The following is a 19,477-nucleotide window of genomic DNA, read 5'->3' on the forward strand; positions in this document are numbered from 1 at the left end:
GAACATTATGGAAAATATTTTGCCCCGTAGAGAAGCCCGCGAAAATGCATTTTTGCTGGCATTTTCGCAGACCTTTGGTGATATCCCGCTGGCAGAAGCCATCATCAACCACGAAGAAAACGATGAAGAACATCCGGTGGATGGCTTCAGCAAGCATCTGCTGAATGCATACTACGATCATTCTGCCGAAGTGGACGACGAGATCCGCGCACATCTGCGCAACTGGACCATGGAGCGTCTGCCCCGGGTGAGCCTGACAGTTCTTCGTCTGGCAATTGCAGAAATGCTGTTTGGCGGTGAGAACAAGCCCGGCGTCGCCATCAACGAGGCGGTCGAGCTGACCAAAAAATATGGTGCAGACGAAGATTACCAGTTTGTGAACGGTCTGCTTGGCGCAGTGGCCCGGGATCATGGTCTGGATGCAGGTGCCGCAGCGGAGCAGGCCGAACAGTGAGCCGCTATACGCTTGGCATTGATACAAGCAACTATGCAACCTCTCTGGCAGTGTTTGATACAGCTGGAGAGGTTGTTTGCGCAAAAAAACGTTTTCTGCCGGTAAAAGAAAGCCAACTGGGCCTGCGGCAGAGCGATGCACTGTTTCATCATACGGTCGCGCTGCCGGAAATGATGCAGGAGCTTGCGCAGGAATTTGATCTGACAAAGATCGATGCTGTCGGAGTGTCGCAGAAGCCGCGCCCGGTGGAGGGCAGCTATATGCCATGCTTTCTGGCGGGCGTCAGTGCGGCTGCAGCCTTTGCGCAGGCAAAGGGCATCCCTCTTGTGCGGACCACCCATCAGCAGGGTCACGCTGCGGCAGCACTGTTTGCAGCCAAGGGGGAACAGCTGTTTGCTGAAAAAGTTTTGCTGTTCCATATTTCCGGCGGTACGACGGACCTGTTGCTCTGCGATCAGGTGCGTCAGATCACGACTCTTGGCACCAGCACCGATCTCTACGCCGGACAGGCTGTGGATCGTGTGGGGGTCAAACTGGGCTTTGGATTCCCGGCGGGTGCTGAAGTTTCCCGTCTGGCTGCGCAGTGCGGGGAAGAGATCCGGCCGAAGTCCAGTGTAAAGGGAATGCAGTGCAGCCTTTCCGGGCTGGAAAACCAGTGCAACGGTTTGCTGGCTGCAGGCAAAACGCCGGAGTATGTCTGCAAATATTGTTTGCTCTGTGTGGCAGATACGGTGGTCAAAATGACAAAGGCCGCGCAGAAGGAATACCCCGGTCTTCCGGTGGTCTGTGCCGGCGGCGTGATGAGCAGCGATATCATCCGCGCATGGGTGCAAAAGCGGCTGCCGCAGGTGTATTTTGTGCCTGGAATGTATTCCAGCGATAATGCCATCGGCGTTTCGATCCTTGCAGCACGGGAGGCCGGATTATGGCTGAAGTGATTACCGTTTCGGCCCTGAACCACTACGTTAAAATGCTGCTGGATGCAAACGACATCCTGTTTGACATTGCCCTGCGCGGCGAGATCGCAAACTTTGTACAGAACGCACGCAGCGGCCACTGCTATTTTTCCCTGCGGGATGAAGCCAGCAGCGTGAAGGCTGTAATGTTCCGTGCAGATGCCCGTCGTCTTGCCTTCCGCCCGGAAGAGGGAATGCGCGTTGTGGTACGCTGCCGTGCGACCCTTTATGAGCGTGACGGTGCCTTTCAGCTGTATGTGAACGATATGTTTCCGGATGGCATCGGTGCCGCACAGCTTGCATTGGAGCAGCTCAAAGCAAAGCTGGAGCAGGAGGGCCTGTTTGCCCCGGAACATAAAAAGCCGCTGCCGGCATTCCCTAAATGCATTGGTGTTGTCACCAGCAAAACGGGAGCTGCATTGCAGGATATTCGCAATGTACTCACCCGGCGCTGGCCCTCGGTACAGCTGCTTTTGTGTCCGGTAACGGTGCAGGGCTTTGAGGCAGCACAGCAGGTCGCAGATGCGATCCGGAAGCTGGACCAGCGCAAAGAGGTGGACGAGATCATCGTGGCCCGCGGCGGCGGCAGCAGGGAAGATCTGTGGGTGTTTAATGCTGAAGTGATTGCACGGGCAGCCTACCGCTGCAAAAAACCACTGATCAGCGCGATTGGCCATGAGATCGACTATACGATCCTGGACTTTGTAGCCGACCGGAGAGCCCCTACACCTTCCGCTGCGGCAGAGCTTGCCGTGCCGGATCGGGAAGAGCAGAAACGGATATTACTGGATTTGCAGCAAAATATTCGTAAAAATATGCAAAACCGTCTCGATTTATGCTATAATGGTCTGGAACAATACAACTTTGTGTTGGAGCAGGGGCCTGCACGCCAAAGCTGGCAGAAAAAGCATGACCTGCTGCAGCAGGCGAAAGATGAGATCCGACAGCAGATGCAGACGCAGCAGAATGATGCAGAGCTTCAGCTCCAGCATGCCGCAACGCTTGCCGGATCACTGAACCCCTATAAGGTGCTGGCCCGCGGCTATGCTATGGTCACAACAGCAAATGGAGCCATTCTGGATGCAGAAGGTCTGCAGCCGGGAAAAACAATATATGTTCGCAGCGTTTCTCACCGGGCAAAATGCCGGGTAGAAGCGGTGGAGGAGATCAATGAGAACACCCAAAAGTTTTGAAGAGGGCATGGAACGGCTGAATACGATCCTTGTTCAGATGCAGAGTGAAGAGACCACCCTTGCAGATTCGGTCAAGCTGTACGCAGAAGCGGCTTCTCTGATGGAGTATTGCCATGCTGCATTGGAAAAGACATCTCTGCAGATCAGCGAGATCGATGCAAAGCTTGCAGGTATAGTGCAGGAGGAAAGCTGATGGATCACAAAGAGCAGTATCAGAGTTACCTTGCACAGGCAATGTCCGCATTGGAACATGCCTGTGCCCACTTTCTGCCGGAAGAGTCTGAGGTGTGCCGTGCAGCACGCTACAGTCTGATGGGCGGCGGCAAGCGGATCCGCGCCGTTCTGGTGCTCAGTGTCTGTGATATGCTGGGCGGTAATATGCAGGCGGCAGAGCAGTTTGCGGCTGCAGTGGAAATGCTGCATTGCTACTCGCTCATCCATGATGATCTGCCCTGCATGGATAATGATGATCTGCGCCGTGGCAGACCTTCCTGCCATAAAGCTTTTGACGAGGCGACCGCTATGCTGGCCGGCGATGTTCTTTTGACAGAGGCATTTGAAGTAATCGCCAATGCTCCGGCAGATGCCGATGTCTGTGTACGGGCCGCAGCTGCACTGAGTGCAGGTGCGGGCAGCCGCGGTATGGTCTATGGGCAGGAGCTGGATCTGAAGTACGAAGCGCTGGCCGCTACGGAAGAGCAGCTCCGGCTGATCCACCGCAACAAAACGGGCGCACTGATCAATGCGGCGATTCAGATGGGTGCTGCTGCTGCAAGGGCAGATGACGCTCAGTGCCGGGCGCTGGAGCACTATGCTTACGGTCTGGGGCTGGTTTTTCAGATCGTGGACGATGTGCTGGATGTTACCAGTACTCCGGAACAGCTGGGCAAGCCCATCGGCAGCGACAGCGAGAATGGCAAGACTACTTTCGTGACCCTTTATGGCGCAGAAGGAGCTATGCAGCTTGCACAGGATCTGAACAATGAGACCTGTACAGAGCTGCGCCGGAACTTTGGCGGCAAGGCTGCATTTCTGGAACAGCTTGCACAACAGCTTCTTGTGCGCAAAAACTAAAACGATCCATACAGAATAAAGGAAAAAGACTATGCAGTTTATTCAAAACATCCTGTCGTTCAATCAGATCCTGACGGTTTCCCTGCTTGGCTGGTTTGTGGCCCAGGTGCTCAAAACCGTTATCAATTTTATCCTGCTGGGTAAATTCCAGCTGGAGCGCATGTGGGGCGATGGCGGCATGCCCAGCGCGCACAGCGCAACGGTCTGTGCAATGGTTATTGCTACCGGGCGCTGTGTAGGTGTTGATTCTGCTATTTTTGCCGTGGCGAGCGTTGTGGCGATCATCACGATGCACGATGCAATGGGCGTGCGGCATGAGACTGGCGAGCAGGCCAAGGTGCTCAATCAGATGATCGATCAGTGGATCGACATCAGCGAAAAGAATGCACCGTTCCTTCAGAATATGCATCTGAAGGAAATGGTCGGCCATACACCGCTGCAGGTAGTGGCAGGCGTTCTGGTGGGTATAGCAGTTGGTTTTCTGTATCCGCTGGTGTGATGAATGGCATCGGCCTAGACTCTGCATTTGAAGGACGTGTGATTTTATGGGAGTATTGCTGCTGGACAGCATCAATCAGCCCGCAGATTTAAAACAATTAAATGAAAAGCAGGTAGAACAGCTTTGTGAGGAGATCCGCAGCTTTCTGCTGAAAAACATCTCTAAAACCGGTGGACATCTGGCGTCGAACCTTGGTATGGTAGAGCTTACAGTGGCATTGCACCGCGTGCTGGAGACCCCGCAGGATAAGATCGTATTCGATGTGGGCCATCAATGCTACACCCATAAGATCCTTACAGGACGGCGCGGACAGTTTGAGCAGCTTCGTCAGTTGGACGGCATCTCCGGATTTCCAAACCCGAACGAAAGTGTGCACGATGCATTTATTGCCGGGCATGGCAACACAGCCCTTTCGCTTGCTATTGGCATGGCATGGGCCAAAAAGCTGCATCATGAGCAGGGGCTTGTTGTGGCAGTGATTGGTGATGGTGCCTTTACCGGCGGCATGGTCTACGAGGGCATGAACAACATCGAGCATCTGGACAACCTGCTTGTGATCCTGAACGACAATAAAATGTCGATCTCTAAGAATGTTGGTGCGCTTGCCCGTTATCTGACCCATCTTCGTACGACCACCGCCTATGTGGATGCCAAGGATAATGTGCGCAGTTTTTTGGATGCCGTCCCGCTGGTGGGCACCCCGCTGAAAAATACCCTCACCGATTGTAAAACGCTCCTGCGCCGTGCGATGTACCACTCCACGATGTTCGAGGATATGGGATTCCAATATCTTGGCCCCGTGGATGGCCACAATGTGGAAGAGCTGGAACGCACACTCCACACGCTCCGCGGTCGGCCGGGGCCGCACTTTTTGCATGTTATCACGAAAAAAGGTAAAGGCTATCAGCCCGCCGAAGTGAATCCCGGCAACTATCACGGAGTTTCTGCTTTCGATCTGGATGGGATGCCCGACCCGGAAGTGGCGCCCAAGGAGTCATTCTCAACTGTATTTGGCAAAGCACTCGTGACAGAAGGGGAGAAAAATCAGGATCTCTGTGCCATTACAGCAGCGATGAAATATGGCACTGGTCTTCAGTTTTTTGCACACAGCCATCCAACACGCTTTTTTGATGTCGGAATGGCAGAGCAGCACGCTGTCACCTTTGCAGCAGGCCTTGCAAGTCAGGGAATGCTGCCGGTAGTCTGCATTTATTCCACCTTTCTGCAGCGCTCCTATGATCAGATCATTCACGATGTCAATTTGCTGCAGGAAAATGTGGTGTTTGCGATCGACCGCGCAGGCTTTGTTCCCGGGGACGGCGAGACCCATCAGGGAATCTATGACCCGGCTTTTCTGAGCCAGATCAATATCCCATTGTATGCACCTTCCAATTATCAGGAGCTGACCTACTGGCTGCAGCAACTGCTGAGTGACCGCTTCCATGGCCCGCGTGCGATCCGTTATCCGCGCGGTGGACAGGATGCTGTGCTGGCAGGATTTGGCTGCAGCGGTCAGGAGTACGATTATCTGTATAAGAACGAGAATGCAACAATCGTTCTGGTGAGCTATGCGGATGAATTGACCGATGTTTTACAGGCTGCACAGGAACTGAAGCAAAAAGATATCGTGTGTGACGTACTGAAGCTTGTAAAGCTATATCCCTTTACAGATAAAATGCTCGATGAACTGATAAAATATCAGAAAATTCTGTTTGCGGAAGAATGCGTTGCAAACGGAAGCATTGGCGAGCATTTGGAGTATGTTTTACAGCAAAAAGGATGGGGCGGATGTTTTATCCATCTTTCTGTGCGGGATGTGTGTCTTCCTCATGCCAGTGTGGCGCAGATCAAACAGGCAACAGGACTGGATGCTGCCAGCCTTGTACAGACGGTTCAGATGGCCGTGACGAAAGGAGAAAGTTTATCGTGAAGATTCGGTTGGATCAATATCTTGTTCAGCATGGCCTGACACAGAGCCGGGAGCGTGCAAAGGCATTGATCATGTCCGGCATCGTATTTGTCAATGAACAGAAGGTGGACAAGGCCGGCGAAATGATCAAAGAGGATGCCAAGGTAGAAGTACGCGGACATGATATCGGTTATGTGAGCCGCGGCGGTCTGAAGCTGGAAAAAGCCATGCAGTGTTTTCCGCTGACGCCGAATGGCAAAGTCTGCATGGATATCGGTGCATCTACAGGCGGCTTTACGGACTGTATGCTGCAGAATGGTGCCACCAAGGTCTATGCCGTGGATGTCGGCTATGGTCAGCTTGCATGGAGTCTGCGCACCGATGAACGTGTTGTGAATATGGAACGCACGAACATCCGCAATGTCACGCTGGAAGATCTGGCAGAGCCCATCGAGTTTTTCAGTGTGGATGTCTCTTTTATTTCACTGCATCACATTTTCCCGGTGGCACAGGCCATCACCACACCGGATGCCATGGGCGTTTGTCTGGTCAAGCCTCAGTTTGAGGCAGGCCGCGAAAAAGTGGGCAAAAACGGTGTTGTGCGCGACCCGGCTACCCACCGTGAGGTCCTGCACAATGCAATGGGTTATGCTGCTGCAAACGGCTTTGTTGTGCGCGGGCTGGATTTCAGTCCGGTGAAGGGCCCGGAAGGCAATATTGAATATTTGATGTTCGTGCAGAAGAGTACAGAGCCTGCCGTGCTGGACGACAGTGCTGTAGAACAGGTAGTAGCTGCAAGCCACAGTACGCTGGACCGCTGAGGGATACGCAAAAAATTCAAATGCAAAAGGAGCTTCCGGTATGACGATCTATATTTCGCCGAACCCCGGCAAAACTTCTGCCAATGAGATCGCGCTGCGTGCGGCACAGATCCTGTTGACGCATGGTGCGGCTGTTCTGATGTGCAAAGAATTGTGTGCGGAATGCAGTACCGCGGGTGTGGTCTATCTGCCGCAGGAGGAATGCCTTGAGCGCTCAGATGTGATCCTGACCATCGGCGGTGATGGCACAATTTTGCATGAGGCAAACCTGTCGCTCCGGTATGCAAAGCCGATCCTTGGCATCAATTTGGGACGCTGCGGTTTTCTGGCAACTTGTGAGGTCAACGAAATGGAGACCAAACTCTCCGCTGTTGCCAGAGGAGAGTTCAGTCTGGATCACCGGATGCTGCTGTATGTGCATGTTCTGGGTCATGATGGCTGGGAGGGACATGCACTGAATGACGTCGTGGTCACAAAAGGCCGGTTGCAGCAGGCGATCGATTTCAGCATCTACTGCGATGACATCCTTGTGGAGCACTATCGCGGAGATGGCGTCATCGTTGCCACGCCTACGGGTTCCACGGCGTATTCACTGGCAGCGGGCGGCCCCATTCTGGATTCACAGACAAAAGGCTTCGTCGTAACGCCGATCTGTCCGCACAGTCTGGCAAGCCCGGCCATGGTTTTTGCGCAGGAGCGTAAATTGAACATCTGTGTCGGGCAGGTGGCAGACGATGAGGTTTTTATCAGCTGTGATGGAGCAGCCGGTTATCCACTCAAAGCCGGCGCAACAGCTGAAGTCCGGCTTTCGGATCAAGTGGTAAAGCTGATCACCTTCGGAAAAGCCGATCAGTTTCAGGCAATCGATCAGAAGCTTCGCAGCAGACGATAAACGGGAGGCGAGTTTGATATGGCGCGCAGCCGCAAAGATGATGTAAGAAGTAAAGCAGAACGTCAGCAGGCGATCCTTCGACTTGTACGGGAGTACCCGATCAGTCGGCAGGAAGTTTTGTTGGACTACCTTTCCAAAGAAGGCTTTGAGGTGACACAGGCCACAGTTTCCCGTGATATCCGGGAGCTGTGTCTGGTAAAAGCCGCGACGGCCGAGGGATACCGCTATGTTTCCAGCCGGAACGAAAGCTTTAACCCCAAGGCACAGGGCCGTTTTGAAACGATCTTTCATGAATCTGTGCTGGGCGTGGATTATGCCGGGCATGTTGTACTGGTAAAGTGCTACTCGGGTATGGCCAATGCAGCCTGCGAAGTTTTTGACGCACTGCAGTGGAAAAATGTGGTCGGCACTCTTTCAGGCGATGACACGTTCCTGATCGTTGCGCGGTCAGAGCGCGATGCAAAAACGATCTGCTCAGAGCTGATCCGGCACATCGTACAAAAATAATGCGGGAGAGAGTATATGCTAAGCAGCCTGCAAATTGAAAATGTTGCAGTTATCCAGAAGGCTGAAGTGCATTTCAAGCCTGGTCTGAATGTCCTCACAGGTGAAACCGGTGCAGGCAAGTCCATCCTGATCGATTCCATCAATGCCATTCTTGGTAACCGCACTTCAAAAGATCTTGTGCGCACGGGCGCATCCAAGGCCGTCATCCGTGCTGCCTTTGAACAGGTGCCGGATGCTGTGCTGAACAGTCTGGAGAAGGCGGGGTACGAACGTTCGGATGCGCTGATGCTCAGCCGTGAGATCACCGCCGAGGGCAAGAGCACCTGCCGCATCAACGGGATGCCCGCGACCGCGTCCGTCCTGCGGGAGCTGTGCGGCGGACTTATCAACATTAACGGTCAGCACGACTCCGTGGGACTTCTGAACCCGGCAAGGCATCTGGGGATTCTGGATGATTATGCACAGAACGACGCGGAATTTCAGGAATACTATGTGCTGTACAGGGAGCTTGTGCGCATCAAGCGGGAACTGGATGCCATGATCACCGACGAGGCCGAAAAGCAGAGAAAAATCGATCTGCTGAGCTATCAGGTACAGGAGATCGAAGACGCCGGGCTGACGGCTGGCGAGGAACAGACCTTGGAAAGCCGCAGAAAAATTCTGGCCAATGCATCGGCTATCCGGGATAAGATCGCACAGAGTTATGCTCTGCTTTCGGGCGATGACGAATCGTCCGGTGCTGTCGATCTGCTGGGCGAAGCCTCCCATGCAATCGACACGGCAGCGCAGCTTGACGATGCACTTGCTGCTGCATCCAGCCAACTGCTGGATCTTTACTATAATGCAAAGGATGTTGCTGCTGACCTGATCGGCCGTTTGGACTCCTACGATACCAATGACGCTGAGCTGGATGAGATCGAGCAGCGGCTGGATCTCATCTATAAGCTTAAGCGTAAATATGGTGATACGGTAGAAGATGTGATCGAATTCGGACAGAATGCAAGGGAGGAACTGGAACGCATCCAGTCCTCTCAGGAACGGCACGACCATCTGCAGGCAGAAAAGCGGCGTCTTTATGCGCTGGCTCGTGAAAAGGCAGAGGCCTTGACTCAGACACGGCTGAACGCTTTTGAAGCACTAAACAAACGCATTTCCGGCACGCTGGATTTTTTGAATATGCCGGGTGTACGCATGACATTGCGGCACACCCGCGGCCCGTTGGCCAGCCATGGACAGGACAGCATCGAGTTCTACATTTCCACAAACCCCGGTGAGGCGCCCAAACCCCTTGCAAAAATTGCGTCTGGCGGCGAGCTGAGCCGTATTACGCTGGCCATCAAGAACGCAATGGCAGATAAAGATGCTGTGCCTACGGTGATTTATGATGAGATTGACAGCGGTGTTTCCGGCAAGGCTGCCGGGCGCATCGGCGAAGTTCTGCGTCAGAGTGCGCAGGGCCACCAGATCTTGTGCATCACCCATACAGCCCAGATCGCTGCACTGGCCGACTGCCATCTGCTGATCCAGAAAAATGTGGCCAATGACCGCACCTATACCGAAATTCACCCGCTGGATGAGGAAGGCCGTGTGGAAGCGCTGGCCCGCTTGATCTCCGGTGACCATGTGACCGATATTTCCCGTGCAAATGCCCGGGAAATGCTGGGTCTCGGAGCGCAGTAAGCCTGTTTCAGCTGCTGCTGGAAACAGGGGTTGACAAGTATCCGGTATTGTGATAGAGTAGCTATTGTTAATGGTGTTGAAGGGAACAAGTACCTTGAAGCGCTCTGCCCAGAGAAGTCCCGGTTGGTGCAAGGGGCTGCAGAGCAGCAGGGGAAATACCTCCCGGAGCTGCAGGTCGAATGCCTTTACAAGGCTAGTAGGCTGTGCCGCGTGCGAGCGTTACAAACGCAGGAGTGTCACTCTACTCTGGGGTGTGCACTCGTGAGGTCGTTTCTGTGAGGGAACGGCAAACAGAGGTGGTACCGCGATTTTTCTCGCCCTCTGCCAAATTTATTTTTGGCAGAGGGCGTTTTATTTTCCCTCTGCCCATACAACAGGAGGAAATGATTATGACTCTGTACGAAGAACTCAAGGCTCGCGGGCTGGTGGCTCAGATCACCGATGATGAGATTATCGACCTGATCAACAACGGCAAAGCAACCTTCTATATCGGTTTTGACTGCACTGCCGACAGCCTGACCGCTGGCCATTTCATGGCCCTGACCCTGATGAAGCGCCTGCAGATGGCAGGCAACAAGCCCATTGCGCTGATCGGCGGCGGCACTACCATGATTGGTGATCCTTCCGGCCGTACCGACATGCGCAAGATGCTCACCAAGGAAGACATCGCTCACAATGCGGCCTGCTTTAAAAGGCAGATGGAAAAGTTCATCGATTTTTCCGATGGCAAGGCCCTGATGCTGAACAATGCCGACTGGCTGCTGAACCTGAATTATGTTGAGCTGCTGCGTGACGTGGGTGCCTGCTTCTCTGTGAATAACATGCTGCGCGCCAAGTGCTATGAGCAGCGCATGGAGAAGGGCCTGTCCTTCCTCGAGTTCAACTACATGATCATGCAGAGCTACGACTTCTACTATATGTTCCAGCACTACGGCTGCAACATGCAGTTCGGCGGCGATGACCAGTGGAGCAACATGCTGGGCGGTACAGAGCTGATCCGTCGTAAGCTGGGCAAAGACGCTTATGCCATGACGATCACCCTGCTGACCGATTCTCAGGGCAAGAAAATGGGCAAGACCGCCGGCAATGCAGTCTGGCTGGACCCCAATAAGACCAGCCCCTTCGAGTTCTACCAGTACTGGCGCAATGTGGGCGACGCCGACGTGATGAAGTGCATCCGGATGCTCACCTTCCTGCCGCTGGAGCAGATCGATGAGATGAGCACCTGGAAGGATCAGCGCCTGAACGAGGCCAAGGAAATTCTGGCTTACGAGCTGACCAGCATGGTTCATGGCAAGGAAGAAGCCGAAAAGGCTCAGAACGCAGCCCGCGCTCTGTTCAGCGGCAACGCCATGGATACCGAGCACATGCCTTCCACTCAGCTGACCGAGGCCGACCTGACCGATGGCTCCATCGGTATCCTGACCCTGATGGTCAAGGCTGGTCTGGCTGCATCCAACGGCGAGGCACGCCGTCTGGTGGTGCAGGGCGGTGTGCTGGTGGACGGTGAGAAAGCCGCAGCTCCTACTGTCAGCTTTACTGCTGAACAGCTGGCAAAGGGCATTGTGATCAAAAAGGGCAAAAAAATCTATCATAAGGTCACCCTGTAATGAAAACACCCTGAAAGAATCAGTCTGCACACCGATAAAACGGTGCAGGCTGATTCTTTCACAGAACAAAAGGCGCAGGTGAGTTTGTTGACTCATCTGCGCCTTTTTCATGTTTACTGTATCAAGAAAACAGCTTACAGCTCATAAGCCTTCTTTAGGGCCTCATAAGCGGCATCCTCGTTTTCTGCATGGACCAGCAGGGAAATATCCAGATCACTGGTGGTAATGAGCAGGACCTCAATGCCCGCCATTGCAAGAGCATTCAGGGCACGGGCGGCCACGCCGCAGCTGGCGACCATTTCCTCTCCAAACAGATTCAGCTTGGAGTAGCCCACGCTGATCAGCGGGGAAGCCTTGGCATCCTTGTCCAGATTTGCAACGGAAATGGCCTTCATCACCAGCGGAAGATCACTGCTGGAAGCGGTAAAGCTGAAATCAATGGTAGTACCATGGGGTGCACTCTGGCTGATCATATCTACGACCACGCCGTTATCCGCAAAAATCTGCAAATACCGTGCCAGACTGTTGCCCTTGAACTCCACGTCCTGCACACTGATCATCATCAGGCTGGTCTCAATGTTGATCTTCGATACTCCGTACATAAAGAACCTCCGTTCTGCCCGAAAAGCGGGCTTCAACAACGTAAAATTCACTCAGGTAAGCTGCAAAAATTCCGGGTCTATGTTTTTCTGGGTAACCGTCCGGATCCACTCCAGACTGAAATCCGGGTAGTCATTCCGCACACCGTGCGCTTGAGCAAGCGCAGCAGTGTAGTCCTGAAGCAGATAGGTGCGCACATTGGATTTGCCTGCGTCGTAATGCGTTACAGTCGGCCAAAGTCTGGGGTCCAGTACCGCGCACCGAACAGAGCCATCGGGTTCTGTTGTTTTCTCAAGCTTCACGGTAAGGAGTGCGCCCACCAGCTGATCCGGCTTTGCCTGTGTGCTGATAAAATTTCCCAGAGAATAGGCGGTGAATACCTTTCTGCCATCTGCCGCAGTCAGCCATTGAGCGTTCTGCAATACATGCGGATGCGTACCTACGATCAGATCCGCGCCCCAATCCGCAAGGCTTTGTGCCAATGCACGCTGCGCATCCACAACGGTATGACTGTTTTCCACGCCCCAGTGTACACCCACCACTACAAAATCTGCCAGCTGGTGCGCTGACCGGACCTGTTGTTCGATCACATCCGTCTGACTGGTGTAGATGATGTTGGCCGTCATGGCTTTGCTCTGTGGAATACCGTTCGTATGCTCTGTATAGGAGAGGTATGCAATGGTCACACCGTTGACCGTCTGCATCGGGATGCGGCCGTAGTCGCTTTCTCCCTTCCACAAACCGGTCGTTACAACGTCCTCCGGCATACTGTCCCAGAACCGCAGCGTAGCAGCAATGCCGGAAGCGCCTTTATCGTAAGTATGATTGTTGGAAAGGCTGAACACCCGTACACCAGCCCGATAAAGCGCCCGTGCGCAATCGCCCGGAGTGGAAAAACACGGGTAGGTGGATGGCTCCAGCTCGTCCGTACAGAGCGTTTCCTGATTGATCCAGTTCACGTCCTGCTGCGCGTAGAAGGGAGCGATGTGCTCATAGCAGTAATCAAAGCTGTAGCCTTCTGTTCCGGCAGCCCGGCGCTTTGCCTGCTTGTAAATAGGGGAGTGGATCAGATTATCGCCGGTTGCAGAAAAGCGTACCGTCTGCACGACTGGCTGAGGCTCTGGTTCTGCCGCTGGCGATGCTGCAGCCGGACTGGAAGGCGGCTCTGGAATAGCTGCCACAGAACCGGCAGACGGAAGCAGATCCCGCGGAAATGTCCATGCAAGGAAGAAAATGCAGAGCAGAAACATGGACAGAACAGAGATCACCATTTGAAACGCATGTTTCCTCATACGCCGCCTTGTAGGAGGCCGCCGCCGATAATGCTGAGCGGGAAGCTTGCTCATTCAGGGCCACATCCTTTCATCTGGGTGGATCGTTGTTTACAGCGCAGCGATCATATCACCCATATTGTACAGGCCTGGCTCCTTTTTTGCAAGGTAAACAGCAGCATTTACCGCGCCGTTTGCAAAAATATTGCGGGAATAAGCGGTGTGCTTGAGAGTGATCACTTCATCCGGACCGCAGAACAGCACTTCGTGATCACCCACGATGCTGCCACCGCGCACAGAGCTGATACCGATCTCTTTCGGGTCGCGCTTCTGACGGACGGAGGAACGATCATACACATAGTGATATTCGCCATTATTCTGCTCGTTGATGGCATCAGCCAGCATCAGTGCAGTGCCGCTGGGAGCATCCAGCTTGTTGTGGTGGTGCTGTTCCACGATCTCAATGTCGTAATTCGCGCCCAGAATCGCCGAAGCGCGCTTGCACAGCTCAGACAGCACATTGATGCCCATGGACATGTTCGCGCTTTTGAACACCGGAACGGTGCGGGACAACTGCACCACCTTGAGCTGCAGCTCTTCCGAAAGGCCGGTAGTGCATACCACAATGGGCAGCTTGTGGGCCTCGCAGTAGGGCAGAGCCTTTTCTACGGCCGCAGGGGAGCTGAAATCGATGACCACATCGCCCTTGCCGTCCAGCTTTTCCAGACTGTCGTACACGGGGATGCCGTTCTGATCGCCGTCCTTCAGGTCGATGCCGGCGATCACGCGGCAGTCCTCACGCTGTGCGATCATATCACACAGCACATGGCCCATACGGCCGCCAATGCCCTGAATCACAATATCTGTCATATTTTTTATCCTTTCCTGCCCGCTTTGCATATCGGCATATCGCAAAATGCCCGGACAGAGCGCTCCGCCGGGCATTTTGCAGCCAAAAAACTTATTCCTTAATAAGACCCTCTGCACGCAGAGCCTTTTCAATCTGCTCCTTGTGAGCGTCACTGGGCTCCACCAGAGGCAGACGGCACTCGCCGGCCTCCCAGCCCAGCACGTTCATAGCATACTTCACCGGGATGGGATTCACTTCACAGAACAGCGCATCAGCCAGCGGCAGCATTTCCAACTGCAGCTGACGTGCCTTGGCGGTATCGCCGTCAAAGAAAGCCTTGCAGCAGTTGTGCACCAGCTCAGGCTTGACATTAGAGACAACACTGATGACGCCCTTGCCGCCCAGAGAGAGCAGGGGAACCACCTGATCATCATTACCGGAATAGATGTTCAGTTCGTCTCCGCACAGCTGGGCGATCTTTGCAACCTGAGAAATGTTGCCGGAAGCTTCTTTGATGCCGTTGATCAGCGGGTGCTTGCTCAGCTCCAGTGCAGTTTCGGGTGCAATATTCAATCCGGTGCGGGAGGGCACATTGTACACGATCACCGGGATGCCGCCAGCCTCAGCCATGGCGGTGAAGTGAGCCACCAGACCAGCCTGAGAGGTCTTGTTGTAGTAGGGTGTTACCATCAGCAGAGCGTCTGCGCCGCATTCGGCAGACTTTGCGGCCAGTGCGCAGCCGTGGTCGGTATCGTTGGAGCCGGCACCGGCAATGACGGGCACACGATGGTTTACAACGTCCACGGTATACTTGATAGTAGCAAGCTGTTCCTCGTCGGTCATGGTGGAGCACTCGCCGGTGGTACCGCAGATCACGATAGCGTCGGTACCGTGGGCGATCTGGTCCTCAACAATGCGGCCCAGCTCGTCAAAATTGATGCTTCCGTCCTCGTACATCGGGGTGATAATGGCAACACCCGCGCCGGTAAAGACAGGATTCTTCATAGACTAAAAACTCCTTTTGATGCGTTTGCACGCAAAATATACTCAGTCAAAGTAGCCCTTTGCGGCCAGCAGCTCGGCCAGCAGAACACCGCCGCCGGCGGCACCGCGCAGAGTATTGTGGCTCATGCAGGCGAACTTGTAATCAAACAGGGTGTCCTCACGCAGACGGCCGATGCACACAGCCATGCCGTTCTCGGTGTTGCGGTCCAGCTTGGGCTGCGGGCGATCCGGCTCGGTGAAGTAATGCAGGAACTGCTTGGGTGCGCTGGGCAGATCCAGCTCCTGTGCGGGGCCGCGGAAGTTTGCCCATGCCTCCAGAATCTGCTCCTTGGTGGGCTTCTTATCAAAGCTCACGAACACGGCAGCCGTGTGACCATCCGAAACAGGCACGCGGAAGCACTGTGCAGTGATGGTGGGCTTCTCGGCGTTGACGATGTGGTCGCCCTCAATGTGGCCCCACAGCTTCAGCGGCTCGCGCTCACTCTTTTCTTCCTCGCCGCCAATGTAGGGGATCACATTGTCCACGATCTCCGGCATACGGTCAAAGGTCTTGCCTGCACCAGAAATGGCCTGATAGGTGCACACCAGTGCCTTGCTGACGCCGAAGTCTTTCATCAGCGGGTGCAGTGCGGGAACATAGCTCTGCAGGCTGCAGTTGGACTTGACGGCAATAAAGCCGCGCTTGGTGCCCAGACGCTTGCGCTGTGCGGGGATGATCTCGATGTGGTCGGCGTTGATCTCGGGCACCACCATGGGCACGTCCGGGGTGAAGCGGTTTGCACTGTTGTTGGACACCACCGGGCATTCAGCCTTGGCATAAGCCTCTTCCAGAGCCTTGATCTCGTCCTTGGGCATATTGACTGCACAGAAGATGAAATCCACCTGCGAAGCAACTTCCTCTACTTTGGAAGCGTCCAGAACCATCATCTTCTTCACACTCTCCGGCATGGGGACAGTCATGGCCCAGCGGGGACCGACAGCTTCCTCATAGGTCTTGCCGGCGCTGCGGCCGGATGCGGCCAGAACAGTCAGTTTGAACCAGGGGTGATTTTCCAGCAGCGTCACAAAACGCTGACCGACCATACCAGTCGCACCTACGATACCCACTTTATACTGTTTTTCCATTTCCAGCACCTTTCCTTTCGTGAAAGCGAACTCAATCAATAAATATTTCTATTACATAGATTCACGGCTTGCAAACCGGACAGCAATGCAATATAATAGATACTGTTTATATAGATTTTATGATATCATTGATACGGTGTCCGTGTCAATCATCGGAAAGGCAAATTGCACGCTATGTTAAAAAAAGATTTTTGGTATGATTTACCCAAAGAGCTCATTGCACAGGAGCCGGCTGACCCCAGAGATTCTGCACGGCTGATGGTGCTGAGCCAGAAAGACGACAGCATCCAGCACAAGATCTTCCACGATCTGCCGGAATTTTTAGAGCCGGGCGACCTGCTGGTGGTAAACAATTCCAAGGTTCTGCCTGCCCGCATCGTGGGCGTCAAGCAGCCCACCGGTGCTGTGTGTGAGCTGCTTTTGTTGCGTCAGGTCAAAGGTGACCAGTGGGAATGTCTGGCAAAGCCCGGCAAGCGGATGCAGCCCGGCACCAAAGTGAGCTTTGGCGATGGCTCCCTGACTGCTGTGGTGGATGAGACCATGGAAGATGGCAACAAGTACGTTACATTTTATTACGATACTGAGACGCTTTATGAAAAGCTGGACGAATTTGGCAAAATGCCTCTGCCGCCCTACATCACAAAGCAGCTGGAGGATCAGAGCCAGTATCAGACTGTTTACGCAAAGGAGCTTGGCAGTGCTGCAGCCCCTACGGCCGGCCTTCATTTCACGCCGGAGCTGATGGATACCATCCGTGCCAAGGGCGTGAACATTGCTGAAGTGACCCTGCATGTGGGTCTGGGCACCTTCCGCCCTGTGCAGGAGGATGAGATCGCGGATCACAAAATGCACAGCGAATGGTACTGCATCGATGAAAAGACCGCGCAGATGATTCGTGACACCAAAGCCGCCGGTCATCGTGTGATCGCCGTGGGCACCACCAGCTGCCGCACGCTGGAAGCTGTTGCCGCAAAGTACGGCGAGATCCGCGCCTGCAGCGGCAACACCTCCATTTTTCTGTACCCGGGCGTGAAGTTCAACTGCATCGATGGCCTTATCACGAACTTCCATCTGCCGGAAAGCACCCTTATCATGCTGGTATCGGCCTTGTACGGCTACGAAAAGACCATGGCTGCCTATAAAGTAGCTGTGGAGGAACGCTATCGCTTCTTCAGTTTCGGCGATGCGATGTTTATACGAGGCGGGAACGACCCGGAAGATAAAAAGTAATGAAAAAGTCCAGAAGCCATGCGGGTTTCTGGACTTTTTTCTTATTCGGCGGTTTTGTACGAAAATCGTAGTTCAATGCCGTTTTTGAGCAAAATTGAGGTGGTAAGGCCATCTTTTATACAAAAGTTTGAGACCGTTTCGTTGAGGAAATTCTTGACGATTTTGGGGTCGATCTTGCGGATGAAACGCTCATAGTTCACATAGCGCTTGTCCAAGAGCTGCTGGGTCAGGATGAACTGGCTGGCCTTCTGCATGAATGCCTCATCGGAAAGCGACAGGTCGAAGGCATTAGCAATGTCCAGCTCGTTGATGCGGGAGTCTACCTCGCTGAGGGCTTTTGTGATGCGCTCACGCTCGATGTTGAAGTCTTTGCTTGCCATCTCGTCATCTCCGTAGAGATAGATGGTCTTCAGACGGTTGAGGGCGCGCTCAAGCCGGCGCTTCTCGGAGAGCAGCAGATCGCGTTCGCTCAAGTCTGCACTGGACTCCGTGGCCGCGATGGTAGGAGATTCAAAGCGCTTCTCATCAAAGCCGCTGCGCAGGTGGTTGTATAGTTCTTCGAGGCCCGGACGCTCGATGTGGTCAACGCGGGAAAGCGCTTCGCCACGCAGCAGCTTCTTCTCCAATGTTTCGATGGATGTCGTTCTGCCGAAGGAGTTGGATGCTTTTATCAGGTTGGCGAAGAAGTTCAGTACGAATGGGCCGAGGGTCACATCGGAGACGTACTTGTTGGTGCAGTCCTCGGATTTGCGTCGCCGGGAGCAGATGTACATAGACGGTCTCCAGCCGTCTGCCCGGACTTTATCGGTGGTTGCAGCCATCGTGGAACCGCAGCAGCCGCAGGTGAGCAGCCCGGCGAAGACGTGGACGTTTTTCCGCTGATAGGTGGCATTCTTGTTGTAGCGCTTGCTTTCCAGAATGACACCGACAGCAGCCTGTCGTTCAGGGGACACAATGGCCGGGTGGTGGTTCTCGACCAATACCCATTCGTCCTTGCCCTTTTCGCGGAAACGCTTTGTGTTGGACTCGTCGCGGTAATTGTACCGATACGTTCCAGAGTAGAATGGACTGGAAAGAATCGTGTGGACGGTGGTCGGACTCCAGTCGCTTCCAGCGCGGGATTTCAGGCCACGCTCATTCATAATCCGAGCAACCCGGACAATGGACTTTTCGGACTCGTACAGGGAGTAGATCAGACGGACGATTTTGGCCTCGTCCTCGGCGATGGAGAAGGTCTTGCTCTCTTTGTCGTAGGAGTACCCGTAGGGAACCTTGCCGCCGTTCCAGATGCCATCATTGGCGCGGGACACGAAGACGGCGCTGACTCGCTCAGAGGTCGTTTTGCGCTCCAGTTCCGCAAAGATCAGGATGATTTTGAGCATGGCTTCGCCCATCGCGGAGCTGGTATCGAATTGTTCGTTCTTCGACACGAAGACCACGCCAAGCTCTTTCAGCTCGGCGTACATGACGGAAAAATCCAGAAGGTTACGGCTGATACGGTCGATTTTCCAGACCAGCAGGTGAGAGAACTCGCCGGTCCTCATTCGGGCCATCATCTGCTGATAGTCTGGACGGTCGGTATTTTTGGCAGAGTAGCCTGCATCCTCGAAAATCACATAGTCCGAGATGCCGAGGGCATATTTTGCATAGTTGATGAGTTCTTCTCGCTGGACGGGAAGACTGGCCCGGTCAACCTGATACTGCGTTGAGACTCGAACGTATATGGCGGCTTTCTTTTCCTCAAAGCGTTGTGCCGCCTTCTTCACCACATAGCCCATTGCGGAACCTCCAGAAGATAATG

Annotated in this window: 19 protein-coding genes and 1 other annotated feature; of the genes, 13 read left to right on the forward strand and 6 right to left on the reverse strand. The window is 54.0% G+C overall.

Annotated features, from left to right (window positions below; genetic code table 11):
• Positions 1 to 7 precede the first annotated feature (7 nt).
• The 12 genes from nusB to tyrS all read left to right on the forward strand — a co-directional run bounded on the left by nusB (position 8) and on the right by tyrS (position 11,595).
• Complete coding sequence (nusB, locus tag ACKXF9_RS10035) at positions 8 to 454, forward strand: transcription antitermination factor NusB (RefSeq protein ID WP_418266080.1); 447 nt, start codon at positions 8 to 10, stop codon at positions 452 to 454.
• Positions 451 to 1,392 (forward strand): glycoprotease, encoded by a 942-nt coding sequence (locus ACKXF9_RS10040; protein ID WP_418266081.1) that lies wholly within the window; start codon positions 451 to 453, stop codon positions 1,390 to 1,392. The genes nusB and ACKXF9_RS10040 overlap by 4 nt, the downstream gene beginning before the upstream one ends.
• Complete coding sequence (gene xseA, locus ACKXF9_RS10045) at positions 1,380 to 2,603, forward strand: exodeoxyribonuclease VII large subunit (protein ID WP_418266082.1); 1,224 nt, start codon at positions 1,380 to 1,382, stop codon at positions 2,601 to 2,603. The genes ACKXF9_RS10040 and xseA overlap by 13 nt, the downstream gene beginning before the upstream one ends.
• Positions 2,581 to 2,796, forward strand: coding sequence for an exodeoxyribonuclease VII small subunit (xseB, locus tag ACKXF9_RS10050; RefSeq protein ID WP_418266083.1), 216 nt, complete (start codon positions 2,581 to 2,583; stop codon positions 2,794 to 2,796). The genes xseA and xseB overlap by 23 nt, the downstream gene beginning before the upstream one ends.
• A complete protein-coding gene (locus ACKXF9_RS10055) occupies positions 2,796 to 3,677 on the forward strand; it encodes a polyprenyl synthetase family protein (RefSeq protein ID WP_418266084.1) in 882 nt (293 codons plus the stop codon). Before xseB ends, ACKXF9_RS10055 begins: the two co-directional genes overlap by 1 nt.
• A gap of 31 nt (positions 3,678 to 3,708) precedes the next feature.
• Positions 3,709 to 4,176 carry a divergent PAP2 family protein gene (locus ACKXF9_RS10060; RefSeq protein WP_249236649.1) on the forward strand — a complete coding sequence of 156 codons (468 nt, stop codon included), beginning with the start codon at positions 3,709 to 3,711 and terminating at the stop codon, positions 4,174 to 4,176.
• Between the two features lie 46 nt (positions 4,177 to 4,222).
• A complete protein-coding gene (dxs, locus tag ACKXF9_RS10065; protein ID WP_418266085.1) occupies positions 4,223 to 6,106 on the forward strand; it encodes a 1-deoxy-D-xylulose-5-phosphate synthase in 1,884 nt (627 codons plus the stop codon).
• Entirely contained in the window at positions 6,103 to 6,906 is an 804-nt protein-coding gene (locus ACKXF9_RS10070) for a TlyA family RNA methyltransferase (RefSeq protein WP_249236647.1), read from the forward strand. The genes dxs and ACKXF9_RS10070 overlap by 4 nt, the downstream gene beginning before the upstream one ends.
• A gap of 40 nt (positions 6,907 to 6,946) precedes the next feature.
• Entirely contained in the window at positions 6,947 to 7,798 is an 852-nt protein-coding gene (locus ACKXF9_RS10075; protein ID WP_418266086.1) for an NAD(+)/NADH kinase, read from the forward strand.
• 18 nt (positions 7,799 to 7,816) lie between these two features.
• Complete coding sequence (locus tag ACKXF9_RS10080; protein ID WP_418266087.1) at positions 7,817 to 8,305, forward strand: arginine repressor; 489 nt, start codon at positions 7,817 to 7,819, stop codon at positions 8,303 to 8,305.
• Positions 8,306 to 8,320: 15 nt separating this feature from the next.
• The gene (gene recN / locus ACKXF9_RS10085) at positions 8,321 to 9,985 is read left to right on the forward strand and encodes a DNA repair protein RecN (protein WP_418266088.1); all 1,665 of its coding nucleotides are present in this window, start codon (positions 8,321 to 8,323) and stop codon (positions 9,983 to 9,985) included.
• Positions 9,986 to 10,052: 67 nt separating this feature from the next.
• Positions 10,053 to 10,310, forward strand: a binding site (T-box leader).
• Between the two features lie 64 nt (positions 10,311 to 10,374).
• Entirely contained in the window at positions 10,375 to 11,595 is a 1,221-nt protein-coding gene (gene tyrS, locus ACKXF9_RS10090; RefSeq protein WP_339394881.1) for a tyrosine--tRNA ligase, read from the forward strand.
• Positions 11,596 to 11,729: 134 nt separating this feature from the next.
• On the opposite strand, the gene ACKXF9_RS10095 is transcribed toward tyrS, so the two are convergent.
• From ACKXF9_RS10095 to asd, 5 genes are all read right to left on the reverse strand, one after another.
• Positions 11,730 to 12,197: an ACT domain-containing protein gene (locus tag ACKXF9_RS10095; RefSeq protein ID WP_249236642.1), complete on the reverse strand. Its 468-nt coding sequence runs from the start codon at positions 12,195 to 12,197 to the stop codon at positions 11,730 to 11,732.
• 51 nt (positions 12,198 to 12,248) lie between these two features.
• On the reverse strand, positions 12,249 to 13,301 hold the full coding sequence (locus ACKXF9_RS10100) for a CapA family protein (protein WP_418266089.1): 1,053 nt from the start codon (positions 13,299 to 13,301) through the stop codon (positions 12,249 to 12,251).
• 276 nt (positions 13,302 to 13,577) lie between these two features.
• Positions 13,578 to 14,336, reverse strand: a complete 759-nt coding sequence (dapB, locus tag ACKXF9_RS10105) for a 4-hydroxy-tetrahydrodipicolinate reductase (RefSeq protein WP_249236640.1) — start codon at positions 14,334 to 14,336, stop codon at positions 13,578 to 13,580.
• A gap of 91 nt (positions 14,337 to 14,427) precedes the next feature.
• Positions 14,428 to 15,321 (reverse strand): 4-hydroxy-tetrahydrodipicolinate synthase, encoded by an 894-nt coding sequence (gene dapA / locus ACKXF9_RS10110; protein ID WP_339394879.1) that lies wholly within the window; start codon positions 15,319 to 15,321, stop codon positions 14,428 to 14,430.
• 42 nt (positions 15,322 to 15,363) lie between these two features.
• Positions 15,364 to 16,446 (reverse strand): aspartate-semialdehyde dehydrogenase, encoded by a 1,083-nt coding sequence (asd, locus tag ACKXF9_RS10115; RefSeq protein WP_339394878.1) that lies wholly within the window; start codon positions 16,444 to 16,446, stop codon positions 15,364 to 15,366.
• A 174-nt stretch (positions 16,447 to 16,620) separates the two neighbouring features.
• On the opposite strand from asd, the gene queA reads away from it, so the two are divergent.
• Positions 16,621 to 17,676: a tRNA preQ1(34) S-adenosylmethionine ribosyltransferase-isomerase QueA gene (gene queA, locus ACKXF9_RS10120; protein WP_207698076.1), complete on the forward strand. Its 1,056-nt coding sequence runs from the start codon at positions 16,621 to 16,623 to the stop codon at positions 17,674 to 17,676.
• Between the two features lie 41 nt (positions 17,677 to 17,717).
• Here the strand turns inward: queA and ACKXF9_RS10125 are convergent, their stop codons facing one another.
• Entirely contained in the window at positions 17,718 to 19,454 is a 1,737-nt protein-coding gene (locus tag ACKXF9_RS10125; protein WP_418266090.1) for a recombinase family protein, read from the reverse strand.
• Positions 19,455 to 19,477 lie beyond the last annotated feature (23 nt).

Source organism: Faecalibacterium sp. 9 (assembly GCF_048320955.1).
GTDB classification, from domain to species: Bacteria; Bacillota; Clostridia; order Oscillospirales; family Ruminococcaceae; genus Faecalibacterium; species Faecalibacterium wellingii.

What these genes read in the sequence shown, in the direction of transcription:
- nusB (WP_418266080.1), top strand. Translation starts at nt 8, where the DNA reads ATGGAAAATATTTTGCCCCGTAGAGAAGCCCGCGAAAATGCATTTTTG.
- xseA (WP_418266082.1), top strand. Translation starts at nt 1,380, where the DNA reads ATGGCTGAAGTGATTACCGTTTCGGCCCTGAACCACTACGTTAAAATG.
- xseB (WP_418266083.1), top strand. Translation starts at nt 2,581, where the DNA reads ATGAGAACACCCAAAAGTTTTGAAGAGGGCATGGAACGGCTGAATACG.
- ACKXF9_RS10055 (WP_418266084.1), top strand. Translation starts at nt 2,796, where the DNA reads ATGGATCACAAAGAGCAGTATCAGAGTTACCTTGCACAGGCAATGTCC.
- ACKXF9_RS10060 (WP_249236649.1), top strand. Translation starts at nt 3,709, where the DNA reads ATGCAGTTTATTCAAAACATCCTGTCGTTCAATCAGATCCTGACGGTT.
- dxs (WP_418266085.1), top strand. Translation starts at nt 4,223, where the DNA reads ATGGGAGTATTGCTGCTGGACAGCATCAATCAGCCCGCAGATTTAAAA.
- ACKXF9_RS10075 (WP_418266086.1), top strand. Translation starts at nt 6,947, where the DNA reads ATGACGATCTATATTTCGCCGAACCCCGGCAAAACTTCTGCCAATGAG.
- ACKXF9_RS10080 (WP_418266087.1), top strand. Translation starts at nt 7,817, where the DNA reads ATGGCGCGCAGCCGCAAAGATGATGTAAGAAGTAAAGCAGAACGTCAG.
- recN (WP_418266088.1), top strand. Translation starts at nt 8,321, where the DNA reads ATGCTAAGCAGCCTGCAAATTGAAAATGTTGCAGTTATCCAGAAGGCT.
- tyrS (WP_339394881.1), top strand. Translation starts at nt 10,375, where the DNA reads ATGACTCTGTACGAAGAACTCAAGGCTCGCGGGCTGGTGGCTCAGATC.
- ACKXF9_RS10095 (WP_249236642.1), bottom strand. Translation starts at nt 12,197, where the DNA reads ATGTACGGAGTATCGAAGATCAACATTGAGACCAGCCTGATGATGATC.
- dapB (WP_249236640.1), bottom strand. Translation starts at nt 14,336, where the DNA reads ATGACAGATATTGTGATTCAGGGCATTGGCGGCCGTATGGGCCATGTG.
- dapA (WP_339394879.1), bottom strand. Translation starts at nt 15,321, where the DNA reads ATGAAGAATCCTGTCTTTACCGGCGCGGGTGTTGCCATTATCACCCCG.
- asd (WP_339394878.1), bottom strand. Translation starts at nt 16,446, where the DNA reads ATGGAAAAACAGTATAAAGTGGGTATCGTAGGTGCGACTGGTATGGTC.
- queA (WP_207698076.1), top strand. Translation starts at nt 16,621, where the DNA reads ATGTTAAAAAAAGATTTTTGGTATGATTTACCCAAAGAGCTCATTGCA.
- ACKXF9_RS10125 (WP_418266090.1), bottom strand. Translation starts at nt 19,454, where the DNA reads ATGGGCTATGTGGTGAAGAAGGCGGCACAACGCTTTGAGGAAAAGAAA.